The 20,187-nt window shown below is 62.2% G+C and carries 23 protein-coding genes and 1 pseudogene; 16 read left to right on the forward strand and 8 right to left on the reverse strand.

What is annotated here, in order from left to right:
- The first annotated feature begins 185 nt into the window (after positions 1–185).
- From M2S36_RS11560 to M2S36_RS11570, 3 genes are read left to right on the forward strand one after another with little or no spacing between them, the layout of a single operon-like run.
- The gene (locus M2S36_RS11560; protein WP_012270565.1) at positions 186–749 is read left to right on the forward strand and encodes a GNAT family N-acetyltransferase; all 564 of its coding nucleotides are present in this window, start codon (positions 186–188) and stop codon (positions 747–749) included.
- 12 nt (positions 750–761) lie between these two features.
- A complete protein-coding gene (locus tag M2S36_RS11565; RefSeq protein WP_207838035.1) occupies positions 762–1,301 on the forward strand; it encodes a hypothetical protein in 540 nt (179 codons plus the stop codon).
- A gap of 20 nt (positions 1,302–1,321) precedes the next feature.
- Positions 1,322–1,708: a lysozyme inhibitor LprI family protein gene (locus M2S36_RS11570; RefSeq protein WP_207838037.1), complete on the forward strand. Its 387-nt coding sequence runs from the start codon at positions 1,322–1,324 to the stop codon at positions 1,706–1,708.
- Between the two features lie 134 nt (positions 1,709–1,842).
- On the opposite strand, the gene mnmH is transcribed toward M2S36_RS11570, so the two are convergent.
- Positions 1,843–2,955, reverse strand: a complete 1,113-nt coding sequence (gene mnmH, locus M2S36_RS11575; RefSeq protein ID WP_233687277.1) for a tRNA 2-selenouridine(34) synthase MnmH — start codon at positions 2,953–2,955, stop codon at positions 1,843–1,845.
- Entirely contained in the window at positions 2,955–3,989 is a 1,035-nt protein-coding gene (gene selD / locus M2S36_RS11580) for a selenide, water dikinase SelD (protein WP_207838039.1), read from the reverse strand. Before selD ends, mnmH begins: the two co-directional genes overlap by 1 nt.
- 134 nt (positions 3,990–4,123) lie before the next feature.
- On the opposite strand from selD, the gene M2S36_RS11585 reads away from it, so the two are divergent.
- From M2S36_RS11585 to phnE, 4 genes are read left to right on the forward strand one after another with little or no spacing between them, the layout of a single operon-like run.
- On the forward strand, positions 4,124–4,978 hold the full coding sequence (locus M2S36_RS11585; RefSeq protein ID WP_207838041.1) for a putative selenate ABC transporter substrate-binding protein: 855 nt from the start codon (positions 4,124–4,126) through the stop codon (positions 4,976–4,978).
- A 20-nt stretch (positions 4,979–4,998) separates the two neighbouring features.
- Positions 4,999–5,793 carry a phosphonate ABC transporter ATP-binding protein gene (locus tag M2S36_RS11590; protein ID WP_063911746.1) on the forward strand — a complete coding sequence of 265 codons (795 nt, stop codon included), beginning with the start codon at positions 4,999–5,001 and terminating at the stop codon, positions 5,791–5,793.
- Positions 5,787–6,614: a PhnE/PtxC family ABC transporter permease gene (locus M2S36_RS11595; RefSeq protein ID WP_241106280.1), complete on the forward strand. Its 828-nt coding sequence runs from the start codon at positions 5,787–5,789 to the stop codon at positions 6,612–6,614. The genes M2S36_RS11590 and M2S36_RS11595 overlap by 7 nt, the downstream gene beginning before the upstream one ends.
- The gene (phnE, locus tag M2S36_RS11600; protein WP_207838043.1) at positions 6,611–7,378 is read left to right on the forward strand and encodes a phosphonate ABC transporter, permease protein PhnE; all 768 of its coding nucleotides are present in this window, start codon (positions 6,611–6,613) and stop codon (positions 7,376–7,378) included. Before M2S36_RS11595 ends, phnE begins: the two co-directional genes overlap by 4 nt.
- A 36-nt stretch (positions 7,379–7,414) precedes the next feature.
- Here phnE and M2S36_RS11605 read toward each other — a convergent pair whose 3' ends face one another.
- The 3 genes from M2S36_RS11605 to M2S36_RS11615 form a co-directional block, all read right to left on the reverse strand.
- A complete protein-coding gene (locus M2S36_RS11605) occupies positions 7,415–8,308 on the reverse strand; it encodes a bestrophin family protein (RefSeq protein WP_233687275.1) in 894 nt (297 codons plus the stop codon).
- A 123-nt stretch (positions 8,309–8,431) separates the two neighbouring features.
- Positions 8,432–8,920: a GNAT family N-acetyltransferase gene (locus M2S36_RS11610; RefSeq protein ID WP_207838045.1), complete on the reverse strand. Its 489-nt coding sequence runs from the start codon at positions 8,918–8,920 to the stop codon at positions 8,432–8,434.
- A gap of 134 nt (positions 8,921–9,054) precedes the next feature.
- Positions 9,055–10,164 carry a GlxA family transcriptional regulator gene (locus M2S36_RS11615; RefSeq protein WP_207838047.1) on the reverse strand — a complete coding sequence of 370 codons (1,110 nt, stop codon included), beginning with the start codon at positions 10,162–10,164 and terminating at the stop codon, positions 9,055–9,057.
- Positions 10,165–10,262: 98 nt separating this feature from the next.
- On the opposite strand from M2S36_RS11615, the gene M2S36_RS11620 reads away from it, so the two are divergent.
- The 6 genes and pseudogenes from M2S36_RS11620 to M2S36_RS11645 form a co-directional block, all read left to right on the forward strand.
- Complete coding sequence (locus tag M2S36_RS11620; protein WP_333957192.1) at positions 10,263–11,135, forward strand: ABC transporter substrate-binding protein; 873 nt, start codon at positions 10,263–10,265, stop codon at positions 11,133–11,135.
- Positions 11,136–11,206: 71 nt separating this feature from the next.
- Positions 11,207–11,995, forward strand: a complete 789-nt coding sequence (locus M2S36_RS11625) for an amino acid ABC transporter ATP-binding protein (RefSeq protein WP_063911297.1) — start codon at positions 11,207–11,209, stop codon at positions 11,993–11,995.
- Positions 11,995–12,651, forward strand: a complete 657-nt coding sequence (locus M2S36_RS11630) for an amino acid ABC transporter permease (RefSeq protein WP_063911298.1) — start codon at positions 11,995–11,997, stop codon at positions 12,649–12,651. Before M2S36_RS11625 ends, M2S36_RS11630 begins: the two co-directional genes overlap by 1 nt.
- Positions 12,652–12,704: 53 nt before the next feature.
- A complete protein-coding gene (locus M2S36_RS11635; RefSeq protein WP_233687273.1) occupies positions 12,705–13,331 on the forward strand; it encodes an amino acid ABC transporter permease in 627 nt (208 codons plus the stop codon).
- A 4-nt stretch (positions 13,332–13,335) separates the two neighbouring features.
- Entirely contained in the window at positions 13,336–14,763 is a 1,428-nt protein-coding gene (locus M2S36_RS11640; RefSeq protein ID WP_233687272.1) for an amidase, read from the forward strand.
- Between the two features lie 2 nt (positions 14,764–14,765).
- Positions 14,766–15,179 (forward strand): annotated as a pseudogene (locus M2S36_RS11645) (alanine racemase C-terminal domain-containing protein); the annotation flags it as partial.
- Between the two features lie 119 nt (positions 15,180–15,298).
- Here the strand turns inward: M2S36_RS11645 and M2S36_RS11650 are convergent.
- From M2S36_RS11650 to M2S36_RS11660, 3 genes are read right to left on the reverse strand one after another with little or no spacing between them, the layout of a single operon-like run.
- The gene (locus tag M2S36_RS11650; RefSeq protein ID WP_233687271.1) at positions 15,299–16,201 is read right to left on the reverse strand and encodes a transporter substrate-binding domain-containing protein; all 903 of its coding nucleotides are present in this window, start codon (positions 16,199–16,201) and stop codon (positions 15,299–15,301) included.
- 27 nt (positions 16,202–16,228) lie between these two features.
- Positions 16,229–16,579, reverse strand: a complete 351-nt coding sequence (locus M2S36_RS11655) for a RidA family protein (protein WP_333957193.1) — start codon at positions 16,577–16,579, stop codon at positions 16,229–16,231.
- Between the two features lie 27 nt (positions 16,580–16,606).
- The gene (locus M2S36_RS11660; RefSeq protein ID WP_207838058.1) at positions 16,607–17,848 is read right to left on the reverse strand and encodes a D-amino acid dehydrogenase; all 1,242 of its coding nucleotides are present in this window, start codon (positions 17,846–17,848) and stop codon (positions 16,607–16,609) included.
- 108 nt (positions 17,849–17,956) lie between these two features.
- Between M2S36_RS11660 and M2S36_RS11665 the strand changes: the two genes are divergently transcribed.
- The 3 genes from M2S36_RS11665 to M2S36_RS11675 all read left to right on the forward strand — a co-directional run bounded on the left by M2S36_RS11665 (position 17,957) and on the right by M2S36_RS11675 (position 20,023).
- The gene (locus M2S36_RS11665) at positions 17,957–18,862 is read left to right on the forward strand and encodes a LysR family transcriptional regulator (RefSeq protein ID WP_233687270.1); all 906 of its coding nucleotides are present in this window, start codon (positions 17,957–17,959) and stop codon (positions 18,860–18,862) included.
- Positions 18,863–18,908: 46 nt separating this feature from the next.
- Positions 18,909–19,478 (forward strand): DJ-1/PfpI family protein, encoded by a 570-nt coding sequence (locus tag M2S36_RS11670; protein WP_233687269.1) that lies wholly within the window; start codon positions 18,909–18,911, stop codon positions 19,476–19,478.
- A 122-nt stretch (positions 19,479–19,600) separates the two neighbouring features.
- Positions 19,601–20,023, forward strand: a complete 423-nt coding sequence (locus tag M2S36_RS11675; RefSeq protein ID WP_233687268.1) for a bleomycin resistance protein — start codon at positions 19,601–19,603, stop codon at positions 20,021–20,023.
- The last annotated feature ends 164 nt before the right edge of the window (positions 20,024–20,187 follow it).

The raw sequence follows: 20,187 nt of genomic DNA on the forward strand, positions 1-20,187 counted from the left end.
CACGTTGCAACAAATGTGGGAGCGGGCTTGTCCCGCGAAGCGCCGCGCGGGCGGCGCTCGATTTCCGCACCCCACCAAACCCAAGGCAGGCACCTCTCAAATACAACCCCAAACCCAAGACATGCCCCACCCACCCCACATGAAGTTAAACTGTCATCTCCCCAGCAATGGACAGGAGATCTGGCGTGACCCCACCCCGCAGTTTCCCCAGTGACCTCTGCCTCGACAGCCCGCGTCTGCAATTGCGCCCCATGCGCCATGCCGATGCCGCGCAATGGCTGGCGATCATGGCCGACCCCGAGGTCATGCGCTATTGGCATCATGCCCCCTGGCAAGACCTGGCCGAAGCCGAAAGCGCCCTGGCCGCCGACCGCGAAGCCTATGCCAATGGCGACCAGCTCAAGCTTGGCATGTATCGCCGTGACAACGGCGAACTGATCGGCATGGTCCAGTTGTTCAACATCGACGATGTATCCCGCCGTGGTGAAATCGGCTACTGCCTGGCCAGCGCGGTGCAGGGCAGGGGCTACATGGACGAAGCACTGACCTGTTTCATCGACTACCTCGCCCACACCTTGCACATGCGCCGTCTGGAAGGCGAGATCGACCCGCGTAACCAAGGGTCGGCGCGTACCCTGGAGCGCCAGGGTTTTGTGCTGGAAGGTACCTTGCGTGCGCGTTGGTGCGTTGCCGGCGAGTTGTCCGATTCGGGTATTTATGGCCTTCTGCTTGAGCCCCCGGTTGCCTAGGAAATAAATCTTTTGCCAGTTTTCTACCTGAGCGTCAGCCTGCTGCTTTACCTGCTCGCATTGTTCTTCGATGGCGCGCTGATGAGCGGCGACCGCCACATGCCGGCCCTGCAAATGCTGTTGTACGGTCCCTGGGGCGTGCCCTTCGGCTTGTACCAATGGTTTGCCAACCCGCTACTGGCCTTGGCGATCCTTGCCCATCGACGCTTTCGCCGGCTGGCATTGCTGCTCGGGCTGGTGGCTGCGTACCTGGCGGCCAGCAGTTTCGGCATTGACCGCTTGCCGGACAACCAGAGCTATGAGTTTCATGACCTGACCGGTTTTGGTGTCGGTTTCTACCTGTGGCTGGCGGCGATGGTGGTGTTTTGCGTGGGGCAGGCCTGGCATTGCTGGAGGGCACGCAGTGCCGACGACATGCCGGGCTGGAGCTGGCTGGATGTGCTGTTGATCGCGGCGCTTGGCATGGCGCTGTATGCGGCGACGCAGATGCCGTCGCTGCGCTTCGAGCCGGGCAAGGTGCTGATGCCGCCGGAACAGCCGCAGACGCTTTGAAATCCACAAGGAGGGGTTGCATGAGCAAGCATTACCTGACGGGCCTGGCATTGGCCTGTGTGCTGCCGTTGGCCATGGCGGAGGACTACACGCCGGGATACGGGCAGTGCATGGACAAGGCATCCACTACCGTGGCCATGAGCGAGTGCATTCAGGCCGAGACGCAGTTGCAGGACCAGCGCCTGAACCGGGTGTACAAGCAATTGATGGGCAAGCTGGATGCCGGGCAGCAGAAGAGCCTGCGGGATGTGCAGCGCAAGTGGCTTGCCTATCGCGATGGCAATTGTCAGTTCCATGTACAAGCCAGTGGCGGGACCATGGCGCAGCTGGAAGGTGGGGCCTGTGTGATGGACATGACCCGCGACCGGGCGGCGGAGCTGGAGCGGGTGCTTAGTCCGGGGCAGTAGGGCTGTCTATACGGGCCTCTTCGCGGGTAAACCCGCTCCCACAGGTATTTCGCAAGCTTTGAGATCACGCTGTACCTGTGGGAGCGGGTTTACCCGCGAACACCGGCAACGCCGGTGCCATCCACCGCACGTTTCTACTTGCGCGGCTCGCGTAGCGCCCGGGCCTTGAGGTACTCGCGCACTTCCACGGCATCCCCGGCAAACTCGATACGTTCAGCCTTGGCCGCGCGCTGGTAGGCATACATCGGGTCGTAATACTCGCTCAGCAAGCCTTCGATGAAGACCCGGTGCAACTCCACCGAACCGCTGCGCTGCTGTTCTTCCAGCGCCTGGCGCAAGATTTCCGATAGCCGCTGATAGCGCTCGCCGCCGAGGCGCTTGTGGATCCTGCCCATGCTCTGCAGCAGCCCCTCGGCAAACAGTCGGCGGCCCTCTTCTTCACCATGCAGGCTGACGAACTCGGCGCTCAGGTTGATCACGTAATCGCGCAGGATACGCTCCACGCGGTTGGCCAAACTGTCTTCCAGCCACACCAGCGGGTATTGCTGCATGCCTTGGTACAGCTCCAGCGGTACGGTGCAGCTGCCCACGATACGGCCTTCGTCTTCCAGTACGAACCGCTCGATACCCCGGGCGCGTTTCTTCAATATGTCTATGGCCAGCCGGTTCTCGAAGTCGATCTGCGCCGGCTGCGCTGTGGCGCGCTTGCCAAAGCTGGAACCCCGATGGTTGGCGTAGCCCTCCAGGTCCAGCTCATTGTCCAGCTGGTGCAGCACATCGGTCTTGCCGGTGCCGGTCAGGCCGCCCACCAGCACGAAATCACATTGCGAGACCGCCTGTTGGGTCGTCTCCAGCAGAAAATGGCGCATGGCCTTGTAGCCGCCTTCGACGAGCGGGTAGTCAATGCCCGCCTCATCGCGCAGCAATGCCTGCACAAGATGCGAGCGCAGACCGCCACGGAAGCAGTACAGGTAGCCTTCAGGATGCGCCTTGGCGAACGCGACCCAAGCCTCCAGCCGAGCCTGCTTGGTCGCACCGCTGACCAACTGATGGCCCAAAGTGATGGCTGCAGCCTGGCCTTTCTGCTTATAGCAGGTGCCGACCTTTTGCCGCTCCTGGTCGTTCATCAGCGGCAGGTTGACGGCACCGGGAAAGGCGCCCTTGGCAAATTCGACAGGCGCGCGCATGTCCATCATCGGCACGTCGTCGAGGAACAGCTGGCGGAAATCGGTGCAGTCGGGGCGCATCAGATCACCTCGACCGCGTGGCTCTGTCGCTCGACCAGCTTGCCTATCGGCGCCAGTTGCAGGCCCAGTTCGGCGGCCACCGCCAGGAACTCGGCTTCACCTTCCGGGGTAACGGCCACCAGCAGGCCGCCGCTGGTCTGCGGGTCGCACAGCAGGTGCTTCTGGTCGTCGCTCAGGGCACCGATCTTGTGCCCGTAGCTGTCGAAGTTGCGCAGGGTGCCGCCGGGGATGCAGCCCTCGGCCAGATAGTGGTCGACGCTGGGCAGGCGCGGTACGGCGGCGTAGTCCAGGTGCGCGGTAAGGCCGCTGCCTTCGGCCAGTTCCACCAGGTGGCCGAGCAGGCCGAAACCGGTGACGTCGGTCATGGCCTTGACCCCGTCCAGCTTGCCGAAGCGGCTGCCGGGGGTGTTGAGGGTGCACATCCAGTCGCGGGCCAGGCCCTGGTCCTGCGCGCGCAGCTTGGCCTTTTTTTCGGCGGTGGTCAGGATGCCGATGCCCAGCGGCTTGGTCAGGTACAGGCGGCAGCCTGCGCTGGCGGTGTCGTTGCGTTTGAGGTGGCGTTTGCTGACCACGCCGGTGACGGCCAGGCCGAAGATCGGCTCGGGGGCGTCGATGGAGTGGCCGCCGGCCAGCGGGATGCCGGCTTCGGCGCACACCGCACGGCCACCGCGGATCACTTCGCGGGCCACTTCCGGCGGCAGCACGTTGACCGGCCAGCCGAGGATGGCAATAGCCATCAGCGGGTCGCCGCCCATGGCGTAGATGTCGCTGATGGCGTTGGTGGCGGCGATGCGGCCGAAGTCGTACGGGTCATCGACGATCGGCATGAAGAAGTCGGTGGTCGAGACCACGCCGCGCTCGTCGTCCAGCGCGTACACGGCAGCGTCGTCGCGCGAGGCATTGCCCACCCACAGTTTCGGGTCCAGGGCCTGGGCGCCACTTTCGGCGAGGATCACATCCAGCACCTTGGGGGAGATCTTGCAGCCACAGCCGGCACCATGGCTGTACTGGGTCAGGCGAATCGGCTCGCTCATGCGTACCTCGGCAGGTCAATTTATTGCGCGATTGTAGCAAAGCTGGCCTTTGAGCCAGCGCCTCTTATAATTCCTGAATTCCCGTTGTCGGCGCATAGGCCGGCCCTTCCCCGCTATTGAACCGGAGAACTCCCATGCTCAAACGCCCTCTGGCGCTCGCCGCCGGCCTCGTGCTGTCCTGCTGTGCCGTTGTCGCCCAGGCTGCTGACACCCTGCGGGTCAGCGCCATCCCTGACGAAGCACCGACCGAACTGCAGCGCAAGTTCAAGCCGCTGGGCGAGTACCTGGCCAAGCAGTTGGGCATGGAGGTGAAGTTCGTACCGGTTGCCGACTACCCGGCAGTGGTCGAGTCGCTGGCCTCCGATCGCCTCGACCTGGCCTGGCTGGGCGGCTTCACCTTCGTCCAGGTGCACCTGAAGGACCCGACCGCAACGCCGCTGGTGCAGCGTGAGCAGGATGCGCAGTTCACCTCCAAGTTCATCACCGCCAACCCCGATGTGAAGAGCCTGGCCGACCTCAAGGGCAAGTCGTTCGCCTTCGGTTCCATCTCGTCCACCTCGGGCAGCCTGATGCCGCGTTACTTCATGCTCAAGCAGGACAACATCAAGCCTGAAGACTACTTCGGCCGTGTTGCCTACTCCGGCGCCCACGACGCCACCGTGGCCTGGGTGCAGGCCGGCAAGGTCGATGGCGGCGTGCTCAACGCCAGCGTCTGGCAGAAGCTGGTGGATGCCGGCAAGGTCGATACCACCAAGGTGAAGGTGTTCGCTACCACCCCGACCTACTTCGACTACAACTGGACCGTGCGCGGCAACATGGACCCGGCGCTGAAAGCGAAGATCAAGAAAGCCTTCCTCGACCTCGACCCGGCCAACCCGGAGCACAAGGCGATCCTCGACCTGCAGGCCGCCAGCCGCTTCATCGAGACCAAGCCTGAGAACTACGTGGGCACCGAGCAGGCTGCACGCGAGGCCGGCCTGCTCAAGTGACATCTTCAGTGGCTTCCAACGTGGCTATTCATCTGCACGGGGCCGGGCTGCGCCATGGCCAGGTGCGTGCGCTTGACGCAGTGAGCCTGCGCATCGGTGAAGGCGAGCGCGTCGCCATCATCGGGCCTTCGGGGGCGGGCAAGTCCAGCTTGCTGCACCTGATGGCGACCGCCATCCAGCCCAGCAGCGGGCGCCTGGAGCTGCTCGGCGAGCAGCCCTGGGCATTGTCTGCCAGGGCCCGCCAGCGCCTGCGTGCGCGGGTCGGCCTGGTGCACCAGGCGCCACCTTTGCCGCCGCGCCAGCGGGTGGTGACGGCGGTGCTGGCCGGCCGCCTGGGGCAGTGGGGCATGCTGCGCGGCTTGCTCAACCTGCTGTACCCCAGCGATGTGCCGGGGGCGCGCCAGGTACTGGCCGAGCTGGGCCTGGCCGACAAACTGTTCGTGCAGTGCGGGCAATTGTCCGGTGGCCAGTTGCAGCGGGTGGGTATTGCCCGGGCGCTTTACCAGCGGCCGCAGGTGCTGTTGACCGACGAGCCGGTGTCGGCCATGGACCCGGTGCTGGCCGACCATAGCCTGGCCTTGCTCAACCGCCACGCCCAGGCCAATGGCGTGACCCTGGTGGCGAGCCTGCATGCCGTGGACCTGGCGCTGGCGCACTTCCCGCGGGTAATTGGTATCCGCGAAGGGCAAGTGGTGTTCGACTGCCCGGCGCAAGCGGTGACCGAACAGTTGCTGGATGCGCTGTACGCCAACGAACAACTGGCTTCACCGCCAAGCCAGGGGCCGACCCTGACCGTGCAGATTCCACGATGCTGAAGCTTGATGCCCGCGATCCGGCGCTGCTGCCGCGGTTGCTGCTGACCCTGCTGGCTGTGGCAGTGCTGTGGCCTGGCGTCCGGTTGAGCGAACTGAACCCCGGGGTACTGCTACAGGCGCAGAACCGCCAGCAGATCGCCAGTTTCACCAGTGCCTTCTGGCCGCCAGCACACGATGCCGACTTCCTTTCGCTGCTGTATGACGCCACCTTGCAGACCCTGGCCGTGGCCACGGCCGGCATGGCGTTGGCGTTGCTGCTGGCGGTTCCTGCCGGCCTGCTGGCCAGCCGTGCCCTGTCGTTGCGCGCCGCCTCCCATGGTGGTCGCGCAGGGTTGTGGTCGCGCCTGCTGCGCCTGCCGGTGCGCTGGTTGCTGATTTTCCTGCGCAGTGTGCCGGAAATCGTCTGGGCGTTGCTGTTCGTGCGGGCCGTGGGGCTGGGGCCGACGGCGGGCGTGCTGGCCATCGCCATCACCTACAGCGGCATGCTCGGCAAGGTCTATGCCGAGATCTTCGAGTCGGTCGACCAGCGCCCGGCCCATGCCTTGCTGCAGGCGGGTAGTGGCCGGCTGGCTGCATTTCTCTACGGCATCCTGCCCAGTGCGGTGTCCGAGGTGGTGTCCTACACCGTGTACCGCTGGGAGTGCGCAGTACGCGCCTCGGTGGTGATGGGCTTTGTCGGTGCTGGCGGGCTGGGGCAGCAGATCGACCTGTCGATGCGCATGTTCGCGGGTGCGGAAGTGGCGAGCATGCTGCTGACGTTCCTGGTCCTGGTGATGCTGGCCGACCTGCTCAGTCGCTTCCTGCGCTGGAGGCTGGCATGAACCGGGTGATCAACTTGCTGGTGCTAGGCGCCATCGTTGCTGCTGTGATGGCCTCGTTTGCCTACCTGGAGCTGGACTTGCAGGCGCTGGTCGGCAACGGCGGGCCGGGGCAGATGGGGGAATATGCCGGGCGCTTCCTGCACCCGGACCTGTCTGCCGGGCACCTGCGCGCGGTTGCGCACGGGGCGCTGGAAACCTTGGCCATGTCAGGCCTGGGCACCCTGTTGGCCATGGTGCTGGGCATGCTGTTGGCGCTGCCGGCTGCTGGCCGGTTCGGTTGGCCGTTGCAGGCCTGCGCGCGGCTGCTGCTGAATGCCCTGCGGGCCATCCCGGAACTGGTGTGGGCCGCGCTGACGGTGCTGGCAGCCGGGCTTGGGCCGAATGCCGGTACCCTGGCCTTGGCGCTGCATACCGCTGGCGTGCTGGGGCGGTTGTTTGCCGAAGCGCTGGAGAACGCACCGCCGGAGCCGGCGGCGGCCATCCGCTTGCAGGGCGGCAGCCAGGTAGCGGCATTCTGCTTTGGCACCTTGCCCAATCTGTGGCCGCAGCTGTTGGCTTACAGCCTGTATCGCTGGGAGAACAACATCCGCATGGCCAGCGTGCTGGGGTTTGTCGGGGCTGGCGGGTTGGGGCAGATGCTGTACACCACCTTGAGCCTGTTCCAGGAGGCCCAGGCCAGCACGGTGATCATGGGGATGCTGGTGCTGGTGTTGTTGGTGGATGCATTGAGTGATGTGTTGCGCCAGCGCTATGTGCGGGCCTGATCGATAGCCGGGGCCGCAACGCGGCCCCAAAATCGATCAGGCACCACCAACTTCGGCACACTGCGCCTCCCGCTGCATCGACTCCAGGTTCCGCTCGATCGTCTCGCAAATGCTGTCCATCTGGATCTGGTGCTCACTGAACCTGAACGGGCTCTGCAAATCTGTCCCGATCCGCTCGATGGCCAGCAGCATGAAGCCCACCACTGTCGAAGCCAGCGGTGTGAACCAGCCCAGCGACTCCACCAGCCCTACCGGCACGATCAGGCAGAACAGGGTGATGAACAGCCGCGGAAAGTACACATAAGGGTAGGGCAGCGGCGTATTGGCGATCCGCTCCATGCCACCCTGGGCATTGGACAGGTCTACCAGCGTCGATTCCAGCCTTGCCAGGCGAATGCTGTCCAGCCGCCCGGCCTGGTACTCCCGCGCCAGCAACGCCGCCGAACCACTCAGAATGTCGTTGGCGAAGTTGTTCGAGCGGTTGCGCCGCTCGAATTCCGCCGGCGGAATGAACGCCATCAGTTCATCCGGGCAGCGCTCACCCTTCAAGTGCGCCGCCAGGCAGTTCACATAGGCGATATGCCGGCGCAACAGGGTAGCCTTGACCGGGTTGAGGCTATCATCCGGGTCATCGATCAGGGTCAGTGCCTGCCGCGCGAAGCTGCGCGAACTGTTGACCAGCGCCCCCCACAAGGTGCGCGCCTCCCACCAGCGGTTGTAGGCGCTGCTGTTGCGAAAGCTCACCAGCACCACCAGCGCCGAGCCCAGCAAGGTCAACGGGATCAGCGGCAGGGTGAACTTGCTGTTGAAGAACAGCATGAAATCGATGGTGACCAGCACATCCCAGATCAGCAGCCAGAACAGCGACCAGCCGATGTAGCCGATGGTTTTCACGGCCAGGCGGTACTTGCGGACAATGATGCCTTTCACGCGGGCTACCTCGAAAATTGGCAGATGCAGGATCCGACGTCGAGGCAGGGCGAAGGTTCGGTGTGTGATTGTTGCAAGGGATTTTGAATCTTCTCGCCCAGCCCCATGCAGTGCCTCGCTGACTCAGCCGGGTTGGATCAACACCTGTTTCATCTGCACCAATGCCACCCGCGAGCCATCCCAGGCTCGCCGTTCCTCGATGCCGAACGGCACGAAGCCCAGCTGTGGATAAAGCAGCAGACCCGCTGTGTTGTGGTTGAAGCACGACACCCATACCTCCCGGGCTGCGAACTGTTGGCGGGCCAGTTCGATCATGGCAGTGACCAGGTAGCGCGCTACGCCCTGGCCGCGTGCGGCCTGGGCCACGACCACGTTGCCCAGGGCGCACACGCCGCCGTGTTCGGCCTTGTAGAAGTTGGCGAATGCCAGCACCGTGCCGTTGCCTTCCACCACCGTGGAGCCGCTGCGCTGGGCGATGGCATCGTTCAGCTGGGCGGGGGAGAGCGGGTAGCTGGCTTTGGGGAACATGTAGAACAGTTCGGCCGGGCTTTGCGGGAAGCTGCAGATTCCAGGGATATCGTCGGGCCGTACGGGGCGGTGGGTCAGGTGCATGGCAAGTCCTTGTGTGCTGCTGGTCGGGCCACTTCGCGGGCAAGCCCGCTCCCACAAGGGGCGGGGCAGTATCGGTGTGAGCGGGCGTGCCCGCGAAGTCATATTCTGCCCCGCCACGGGTCAATGCTCACTATTTATGAAACCACTTCCCCCTTGGTCGGGGTCGCGTTTCGCATCAGCTCTTTGCGCAATTTACCGGGGGACATGCCGAACAGGTTCTGGAAATGCCGAATGAAATGGGGAGCATCGGCAAAACCGCATTCGAAAGCGATTTCTCCGATATGTCGATCCGAGCTGATGAGCAGCCAGCGGCCAAACCTGAGTCGAACCTGGCGATAGAACTGGGCCGGGGTGCTACTGGTTTCGGCGACAAACAGCCGCTCCAGTTGCCGTTTACTGGTACCGACAAGGTTCGCGATCGCATCGATATCCAAAGGCTCGGTCATGTGCTTTTCCATCAGCATCACGGCTTCATGCAGGCGCCTGTTCGAAGAGCTGGCGTAGCCAAGTGCCTTGCGCCGATCGACGAAACTGCCAGAGCTGCTTTTCGCGACGGTCATCTGGTGCACGACCTTGCCGGCGCGATCCGGGCCGCAATGCATCCCGATAAGATGGATGGCCAACTCAATCACCGAGATGCCACCTGCGCAGGTGATCCGATCCTTGTCGATCAGGAAGTCACTGTTGCTGACAAAGCGCAATCGCGGGAACAGGCGTTTCCAGTCATCGCAATGGTAGGCATGCACGCAGGCAGTACGCCCCTCCATCAGGCCATGTCGCGCGAGCACGAAGCTGCCTGTGCATAGGCCGATCAATGGAACGTCAGCGGCGGCTGCCTGATGCAGGAATGCCGGATAAGTCTTCGGCGCTGCCTCCAGGTAATCCAGTAGCCCACCAATCACCACGATGTAATCAAATTGATGAGGGTCGGTGAGTTCACTGTCGATGGGTACATCAAGCCCGCAACTGGAAATGACTCTTTGCCCGGGGGTACCGAGGACTTTCCATTGGCATCGTATCGGGCGGCTCTGATCGCCCGTATCGGCAGCATGTCGCAACGCATCGGTCAGCCCCGAGAGTGACAGCAAGGGGAAGCGCGGCCATAGCACGATACCTATGGACAACTCAGTGGCGCCGCGTCGGCTTGGCGGATGTCGTGCCTGACCCTGGTCAAGCGCTTCCACGAGGCTTGCGCTGGAGGCGTTGGGCAGTGCATCTCCGAAATGTCGCAAATATTCAATCATTCCTGCAAACCATCCAACAAGTTATGCCGCTGATCACCATACGATGAGCGCCTGCCCAACACCATGCTGTTCATAGAAAAACAATCAGGGAGCACGTGATGAAGAAGCCCAACGTTCAACGGTTTGCCGGTATCTATGCGGGTTTGCTGGTATCCATGCTGGCTTCGCTACCGGCATTCGCACTGGAAACGGTAGAGCCGGGAAGCCTGACCGTCGCGTTCACCGGGGACATGCCGGGGACCGGTTATCAGGACAGCCGGATGGTCGGCTACGATGGTGAAATCCTTCAACAAATCGCTGAGAAGCTGGGTTTGAAGGTCAAGCCGGCCTTGATGGACTGGGCCAGCACCATTGCCTCGGTACAAGCCAATCGCGTGGATGTCATGGCCGGCACCATGGGCTGGACCGAGCAGCGCGCGAAGGTCATGACCGTGAGCGACCCGATTCACTATTTCAAGAACGGCATCACCCAGACCGACAAGACCAACTGGAGCAGCCTCAAGGATTTGCAGGGCAAGAAGGTCGGCACTATCACGGGTTTCTCGTTCATTCCCGAGATGCGCAAGATCGAAGGCTTGCAAGTCGCGCTGTACGACACCTCCGATGCCGCAGTGCGCGATCTGCTCGCCGGGCGTATCGATGCAGTGATTGGCGATCCGCCGGTCATGCAATACGCCATTTTCCGCAATCAGCAATGGCACCTGCGTTTCAACGCCTTCACTGACAACGACCCTGATTTTCCGCTGCTGACGGGCCTGGGGCAGGTGGTGTACGGCTTCAATAAAGAGGCAAGCCCGCAGCTTGTGGCTGCCGTGAACGAGCAGATCCAGACCCTCTGGAAAAGCTGCGAAATGCGCAAGATCGGTGCCCGCTACGGCTTGTCCCAGGATGTCTGGTATGTGCCGGAAGGCAAGAACCTGAGGCTGAGTGTCGACCGCCCGGCGGACTGGCAACTGCCTGGCTGCAAGTAAGCGCTTGAGCGGATGAATCGGCCTTTGCCGGTTCCATCGCCGTACCTATAACAATAAAGAGGTTAACCAAGATGTCGACCCCGTCCGAACCTGCGCTGCTGCGCGTGCATGACCTGCATAAAAGCTATGGTGAGCTGGAGGTGCTCAAGGGCATCAACCTGGAGTTGAAAGCCGGCGAAACCCTGTCGTTGATCGGCCCCAGCGGGTCGGGAAAGTCGACTTGCCTGCGTTGCATCAATTACCTGGAAAAACCCACCCGAGGCGATATCTGGCTGGGTGACGAGTTGATCGGGCAGGTCAAGGATGGCAAACGCATACGCCTGATGAGTGATCGGGAAATGGCCCCACAGCGACGCGAGATCGCCATGGTGTTCCAGCTTTTCTACCTCTGGCCACATCTGAATGTGCGCGACAACGTCGCGCTGGGGCCGATAAAGGCACAAGGCATGCCGCGCAAGCAGGCCTACGAGCTGGCTGATGCCATGCTGGAAAAGGTCCACCTGCGACACAAGGCCGAGGTCTATCCCGAGCAGTTGTCCGGCGGGCAACAACAGCGGGTGGCTATCGCCCGCGCGTTGGCCCAGCAACCAAAAGTCATCCTGTTCGACGAGCCAACCTCGGCACTGGACCCCGAACTGGTGGGGGAAGTACTGGCCGTGATTCGTGAGCTGGCGCAAGAGGGCCGCACCATGATCATGGTCACCCATGAAGTGCGCTTCGCTCGGGATGTGGCGGATCGGGTGATCTTCATGGACGGCGGACACATTGTCGAGCAAGGGCCTTCGGCGCAGGTAATCGACAGCCCACGTCATGAGCGTACCCGCAGTTTTCTCGGGCGCATGGCCATGGAGGGCGCTTGATGGCGAACTTCGAGGTCTTTCTCGGGCTATTGCCCCTGTTGTTGAAAGGCGCGCTCACCGCCCTGGAAATCGCGCTGTGTACCTTGCTGCTGGCGAGTGCCGGTGGCGTGGTACTGGCCGTGTTGCTGACGTTCAGCCGCTCACGGCTGCTGCATGGCGTGGTCGGCTGTTTCATTGAGTGGATGCGCAATGTTCCCGCGCTGGCGCATCTGTTCCTGATCTATTTTGGTCTCTCCTACCTTGGTATCAACTTACCCGCGTGGCTGGCCGCCATCGTTGGCTTGAGTCTGGTAGGCAGTGCGGTGTTGGCCGACATTTTCCGCAGTGGCTTGCAGTCGCTGCATGTCGGTCAGCATGAAGCCGGGTTGGCTGTCGGCCTGAGCCGGATGCAGATTCTGCGCTGCATTCTCTTGCCCCAGGCCCTGCGCCTGACGTTGCCAGCGTTCGCCAACTACGTCACGCAACTGATCAAGGACACCTCCATCGCCTCAGCCATTGCCGTGCCGGAGATCATGTTCCTGGCGCGCAATCTGGTGACGTCCACCTTCCAGACGTCGCTGATCTACCTGGCAGTGATGTGCATCTACGCCGTGATGATTCTGCCGATCGGTGTGGGATTCATCAGGCTCGAACGTCATCTGGGGAGTGCGCGATGATCAGTTTCTTTCAGCAATACCCGGAGTACTGGAGCGACTGGAGCGTCCGCCTGATGCTTGGTGCCCGGGTCACCGCCGAATTGTCCCTGTTAGGGTTCGCCCTGGCGGTCGTGCTGGGCGCGCTGCTGGTCTGGGCGATGCGAAGCCCGAGCGCGATTCTGAGGCGGTTGGCAGCGTTCTTTATCCAGAGCATGCGTGCAGTACCGCTTCTGGCGTTGCTGCTGGCCCTGTATTTCGCGCTGCCCAGCCTGGGGTTGACCTTGTCCGGCTATTGGGCCGGGGCCATCGGCCTGGGTTTGCAGGGGGCCGCGTACGTTGCGGAAATTCTGCGTGGCGGCCTGGATTCGTTGCATCGCGGCCAGCGCGAAGCGGCAATCGCGATCGGATTGACGCCGTTCAAAGCGTTTACCACCGTCATCCTGCCGCAAGTGTTTCGCGTCATTTTGCCGCCACTGCTCAACGCCTACGTGTCGATCCTCAAGGACAGCTCGTTGTGTGCCCTGATCGCCACCGACGAGTTGATGCTGGCAGCGCGGGCCATCGCTTCGGAAACCTTCCTGCCAATGCATGTCTTCCTGCTGGTAGGGCTGTTCTATTTCGTTATCGCCTTCCCTCTTTCAATGCTGTCGCGTGTGCTGGAAAAGCATGTTTCACGCGGACGCAAAACCGTGCGAGGTTGAACATATGAACACCATGGATCAGGTAGCTTCCCACAGCATTGCCCAGTTGCAACAGGCGCTGCAGGCCGGCTCGCTGACCAGCGAAGCGCTGGTACGTGCGCAACTGGCGCGCATCGAGCGTTTTGACGAGCAGCTGAATGCTTATGTCGAGGCCTATCCCTCGCGAGCCTTGAGTGCAGCCATTGCTGCGGATCGCCAACGTGCGGCCGGCATACACCTGGGGCCGCTGCATGGCATTCCTCTGGCGATCAAGGACTTGTTCGAGATCGAAGGGCAGGCCATCACGGGTGGTTCGTTGGCGCAGGAACCGCGTGTTTCGAGGCTGACCGCCACTGCAGTGCAACGCCTGGAGCGTGCCGGCGCGATCATTCTTGGCAAGGCCCAAACGGTCGAATTCGCTTTCGGTGGCTGGGGCACCAACGCGGTGATGGGCACGCCGTGGAACCCGTGGGACCGTAATGTCCATCGCGCTCCGGGTGGTTCAAGCAGCGGTTCGGCAGTGGCCGTGGCCAGCGGGTTGGCGAGCGCTGCGTTGGGGACCGATACAGGTGGTTCGGTGCGGATTCCGGCGGGTATGTGCGGCTTGGTCGGGTTGAAAACCACGCGTGGGCTCGTCAGCCGCCATGGCTTGATCGAGCTGTGCCCTTCGCTGGATTCGGTAGGGCCTATCACGCACACGGTTGAAGATGCAGCGTGGATGCTGGATGCCCTGCTGGGCCCAGACCCGCTGGATCCGGTTTCGGCCCAGGCACCGGTATTCAGCGCCGCTGCCGGTCTCGATCGGCCAGTAGCCGGTTTGCGCATCTGGGTGTTGCCGGAGGCCGAGCGAGCGCATGTCGCGCCCGGAGTACTGAAGGCTTACGACCTGGGGCTCAAGCAGTTGGCCGCGTTGGGTATGCAATTGATCGAACAACCGCTACCCACGTCGTTGGAGCAGTGCATGCGCATCGCTGGTGGCCTGATGAGCGCTGAGGGTTATGCCAGCCTGGGTCGCTTGTTCGAGCGTGACGACCTGCGTTTCGACCCCCATGTCCAACGGCGCATACTTGGTGGTCGCGCCATCGACGCGGCGTCGTATATCCAGTTGCACAATCAGCGCCGTGCCGCTCGGCAAGCCATGCACGAGGCCATGACCAACATAGACGCCTGTGTTTTCCCGACCAACGCTATTGGCAGTGTGCCGTTGGAGGAGGTCGACGAATATGGCACGCCACTGGCCTTGCTGGGGCGGTTCGCCAACTTGATGAACCTGTGTTCGGTGGCGCTGCCCATCGGGTTCGATGAAAAGGGTATGCCTGTCTCGATGCAGGTTGTCGGGCGAGCCTTCGCCGAGCCACTGATCCTGCGCATCGGCCATGCCTATCAACAGGTCAGCGACTGGCACACGCTACGGCCTGAGGGCTGGGAACTGGCAGACAAAGCGGTTGCATGAACAAACCTGTCATGCAGGCCAAGTCATACCTGGCGTCTGTCAACCAATACCCTGAAGGCAATACCGTGGGGTATGACCGGACAGTGACACTGAGTCGTGATTCAGAACTTGCGAATATTCCAGTGAGGTTCTCGGTTGGCTACCGTCGCGCGTTTACCAATAAGGGCGTTGTCCTGGTTAATGGGCAGCGTGCGCCAGTGGTAGGGAAAGTTGCCATGAATACCGTCATGGTGGACGTGACAGATATCCCGGCTGTGCGGGCTGGCGATCAGGTTGTGCTCTTGGGTAAACAAGGGGAGAGCAAGATCACCCAGGGTGAAATTGAAGCGCTCAGCGGAACCTTGCTGGTTGACCTTGCTACTGTTTGGGGGAGGAGCAATCCTCAAACCCTGGTGACGGATAAAACCTCTGATTAACCCGTAAGAGGGCGAGTCGCTACTGCGGTAATAGCGCTCCACAGTAGCGACGTTTGGCAGTGATGCTTGCGGGTCACTGCCGCTCCTTGATCCCTGCGGGGATGGACGCCGGGCCCAAGCTACTGCACCGGATCACTCACCGGCTTGGCAAAGATGGCCTTGAGTTCGCTGGTCATCGGGAACTCCAGGTTCAAGCCTTTAGGCGGAATCGGCTGTTGGAACCAGCGTTGGTAGATCCCGTTGATTTCCCCTGAACTGTAAAGTTCGCCCAGCGACGCGTTCACCAGCGCGAGGAACTGCGGGTCATCCTTGCGCACCATGCAGCTGTAGATTTCCCGCGACTGCTCTTCCCCGACCACCACCCAGTTGTGCGGGTCGCGGGCCTTGGCGCGTTCGCCGTAGAGCAGTGCATCATCCATGTAGAACGCCGCCGCCCGGCCGGACTGCAACATCTGGAAAGCTTCGCCATGGTCCTTGGCGCTGATCACGGACATGTCCATCTTGTTATCGACGTTGTAGCTCTTCAGGAAGCGTTCGTTGGTGGTGCCGGCGGTGGTCACCACATTCTTGCCGCGCAGGTCGGCGAAGTGCTTGATCCCGCTGTCCTTGGCCGTCAGCAACTGGCCTTTGACATAGATGAACCCATAGGAAAACGCCACCTGCTTCTGTCGCTCTGCGGTGACGCCGGTCGAGCCGCACTCCAGGTCGACGGTACCGTTCTGTACCAGCGGAATGCGGGTTTGCGATGTCACCAGGTTGTACTTCACCTTGAGCTGGGGCAAGGCCAGCTTCTGCTGCACCCGCTCGACGATCTTGTTCGCCAGGTCTACCGAATAGCCCATGGGTTGGCCCGAGTGATCGCCCACGTAGGAGAACGGCACTGAAGCATCGCGATAGCCCAGGGTGATGCTGTTGGCCTTGGCAATCTTGCTCAAGGTAGGCCCCAGCGCTGCTTCGTCAGCATGGGCCTGAGTGCCCAGCAACAGGGCGAGGGTGCAGCCGATCAACGTGATTTTTTGCATTGTTGTTCTCCGTTGCAGGTGAGGGGGTTAGCGACGTGCCGCGATGACGGTTATTTCCACCAGCACTTGCGGGCGCGCGAGTTCGGCCTGCAAGGTGGTGCGACTGGGGGCCTGGCCGGGCGACAGCCAGGCAGACCAGACGTCATTCATCGCCGCGAAATCTTTGCCGATGTCCTTCAGGTAAATGGTCGCGCTGAGCAGATGATCCTTGTCGCTGCCCGCCTCGGCCAACAATGCGTCGATCTTTTCCAGTACTTGGCGAGTCTGGCCGCCGATTTCGGTGGCGTCGTTCGGCACCTGGCCGGAGAGAAACACCAGGTCGCCAAAGGTCACGGCGCCGGACAAGCGTGGATTGGGCTGGATACGGTGGATGGTCATCGGGTGGTCCTTTCAAGGAGTGAGCGTTCAGGCCGCACGGGGCGTAAAACCGTGCAGGTCGATGGAGGGGCGGCGCTGGCCGATCAGTTCACTGAGTAATCGTGCACTGGCGCAGGCCAGGGTAAAGCCCAGAGCACCATGGCCAAGGTTCAGCCACAGGTTGCGATACGCCGTTGCGCCCAGCAGCGGCACGCCGCTAGGGGTGGCCGGACGCATGCCGGCCCATTCGATGGCGTAGTCATAATTACCGGCATTGGCGAAGGTCTCGCGGGCCTGGCGCTTGAGCAAGGCCAGGCGCTTGGGGTCCAGCGACGGGTCGAAACCGACAATGTCGACCATCGCCGCCACCCGCAACTGTTCGCCGATCCGGGCGTAGACGATCTTGCGGTCGTAGTCGGTGATGCTCAGGTCCGGCGCCCGGTGCTGGGCACCGATCGGAACTGTCAGGCTATAACCCTTGAGCGGGTACAGCGGCAGGTCGACACCCGGCAGTGCCAGCAAGGCACTGCGATGGCCGGCCGCGACGACCAGATGCTCCACTGGCAGCACCTCGTCACCCAGTTCGATCGCACTCACCACGCCATGTGCATGGCGAATTCCGGACACCGCCTGGCCCAGGCGGAATTTGCAGCGTCCCGACGCCTTCAAGCGCGCCGCCAGTTGCTGGCAAAAGCCGTGGCAATCGCCGACTTCTTCATCCGGGGTATAGATGGCGCCGACAAAGGGCGCATCCGCCAGTGCCGGGTCCAGGCGGGTGCAGTCGGCGTGCGACAGCACCTGTTGTTGCTGGGGCGCGGCAAGGTTCTTGCGCGCATGTTCGAAGCTGCCGGCCTGGCGAAAGGTGACCAGCTTGCCGTTGCGCCGCCAATGGAAACCGCTCAGGCCATCTTCTTCACGCCAGGCTTGCAAGGTCGACTGGCTCAACAGCGCGAGGCGCAACAGGTGGCCTGCGTTGGCGCGGTTGACCGAGGAGCGGCAAGCCCCGAGGAATGAGGCCATCCAACGCCACTGTGCAGGATCGAAGCGCGGGCGCAATCTGAGCGGTGAGTCGCCACGCAGCATCCAGCCAATGGCCTGCAAGGGCACCCCGGCGTCGGCCAGCGGCGCCACGTAGCGATAGGACAGCTGGCCGCCGTTGGCGAAGCTGGTTTCACTGCCCAGCGAATCGCGCGCCTCGATCAGCGTCACGTCAAAGCCGTCGCGTACCAGTGCGTAAGCGGTTGACAGGCCAATGACGCCACCGCCGATGATGCATACATGCTGAGCCATGTCAGTCCTTGGTCGTTGTTGAAAACGAGCTTGAGGTTAGGGCCAGGTGACAGCTGGCGAAAAATGAATAAAGATCGCTGAGCCATAAACAAAGGTTATGGACTTGCCATGCGCCTTCGCCATATCGAGATTTTCCAGGCTATCCGCCAGACCGGTTCGGTCAGTGGTGCCGCACAGTTGCTGCACGTTTCCCAACCTGCCGTGACCAAGGTTCTGCAGCACGCCGAACAGCAACTGGGCTTTCCGTTGTTCCTGCGGGTGCGTGGCAAACTGCAGCCCACGCCCGAAGCGCTGGAGCTGGAGCGTGAGGTCGACAAAGTCACGGAGAGCCTGCAAGGCGTGCGACGCCTGGCGCAAAGCCTGCGTCGCGCGCCGGGCCACAGCCTGCGGATCGGTGCGACCCCGGCACTGGCCCTGTCGCTGCTGCCGCCGGCCATTCATGAGTGGACCCAGCGTTATCCGGACATCGCTTGCGAGCTGTCCAGCGCCCACAGTCGCGAACTGGTGCAGAACCTGTTGATGCGGGAGATCGATGTCGCCCTGACCCTGCAGCAGCCAGATCACCCTGCGCTCAAGGCTCAGGCACTGGCCAGCGGGGTTCTGGTGGCATTGGCACCGGCCGGTTATTGGCCGCTGGAGGATGAAGGCAAGCCGCTGCCGTTGGCGGCACTGGCCGGCGCGCCCTTGATCGGGCTGTCCAGCGCCGACCCGCTGTCGGTGCGCCTCGACAGCTACCTCAAGGCGGTGGAGCCGCCGCCACGGGTGAGCATTGCGGTGCAGACCTATTCACTGGCCAGGGCGATGGTCGAATCCGGTGCTGGGCTGGCGGTGATCGACCCCTTCACCGCCCTTGGCGCGGCGCCTGGGGCGACCGCGGTTCGTCCGCTGGCCCCGGCATTGCCGATCACCTTGTATGCGGTGACCCGCACGGCCGAACCGTCAGCGCATACACTGAGCGAGCTGCTGACGATTTTCAGCAGCCGTGCGCAGGGGCAACTGGATCGTTGGCGCTGATTGCAACCAGGCCCGGAAACGTTATTGGCATTCATGGAGGATTTTTATGGCACGTGTGGGTTTGATACTGACCCCAGGTTTTGCGGACTGGGAATATGCTTTCATTGCTGGAACTGCATCCCCGTTTTACGGGATCGATGTCAGGTTTTTCGCTTCTGCTACGGGGCAGTTCTGCTCGCAGGGCGGATTGGCTGTAACTGTCGATAGCGATTTGCAGCAATGTCTGGACTGGCAACCGGACGTTGTCGTCATCATTGGAGGGATGGTCTGGGAGCGTGCAGAAGCCCCGGACATCCGGGACTTTCTTCATGCCAGTCGTTCACGTGGGGCGACAATTGCCGGTATCTGTGGGGGAACGCTGGCACTTGCCAGGGCCGGGCTCCTCGACACGGTTCCTCATACTTCGAATAGCGCGGATTTCCTGCAACGGAATGCCGCAGGTTATGCAGGGAGCTCGCTTTATCGAAGCAGTCCGGTAGCTGTGGTTGCCGACCGTATCATTACTGCTCCAGGCCCTGCGCCCGTTAGCTTCACTTGTGCAGTGTTCGAAGGTGCCGGGTTACCTGCAGAGATCGTTTCTCAGTTCAGGTCAATGTTGGCAGCGGAACATGGGTGACCGCATCAACCTGAAAAGTAGCCGACCAGATGATGTGTTCGAGTCCTTGCCAGGTAGCGGATGGGCACGATCAGCTGTATCCAGAAAGCCCATCAGTGTTCGAGTTGAAAGGAATCAGAGCCTTGTTGAAGCTGAACCCATTGGTGCCCGAGCTGATCGTTTCCGATCTGTCTCGCAGCCTGGCATTTTACTGCGGCGTACTTGGCTTCAGGATTGAGTACGAGCGGCCAGAAGAGCATTTCGCCTTTCTGTCCTTCGGTGGCAGCCAGCTGATGCTGGAGCAGGACTGGCAGAGTGAGTCACCCTGGCGGGTTGGCCCGTTGGAGGCGCCCTATGGTCGGGGGATCAACCTGTCGATCGAATGCGCTGATGCAAGCGCAATGGTGGCGGCGCTGGAGGATGCGGGCCATGCCCTCAGAAACCCGATTGAAGAGCGCTGGTACCGCAAAGGGGGCATGCTGGTGGGGCAGCGCAATTTCCTGGTGCAGGACCCGGACGGGTACCTGCTTCGGTTTGCTGAAGATCTCGGCATGAAGAACGCCTGAGCGCTGAGCTGCAGCGCGGCGCCTCGACACGCCCGCTCCCACAAGGGAAGGTGACACGCTCTCGAACATTGTTCCCTGTACGACAGCGCAGCTCAAAGGGCTGGGCGATTTCCCACAGAGATCGCGTCGGCGCGCCTAAATCGCAGGCAAAAAAAAACCGACCA

This window comes from Pseudomonas sp. SF2 (genome assembly GCF_036858055.1).
Taxonomy (GTDB): Bacteria; Pseudomonadota; Gammaproteobacteria; order Pseudomonadales; family Pseudomonadaceae; genus Aquipseudomonas.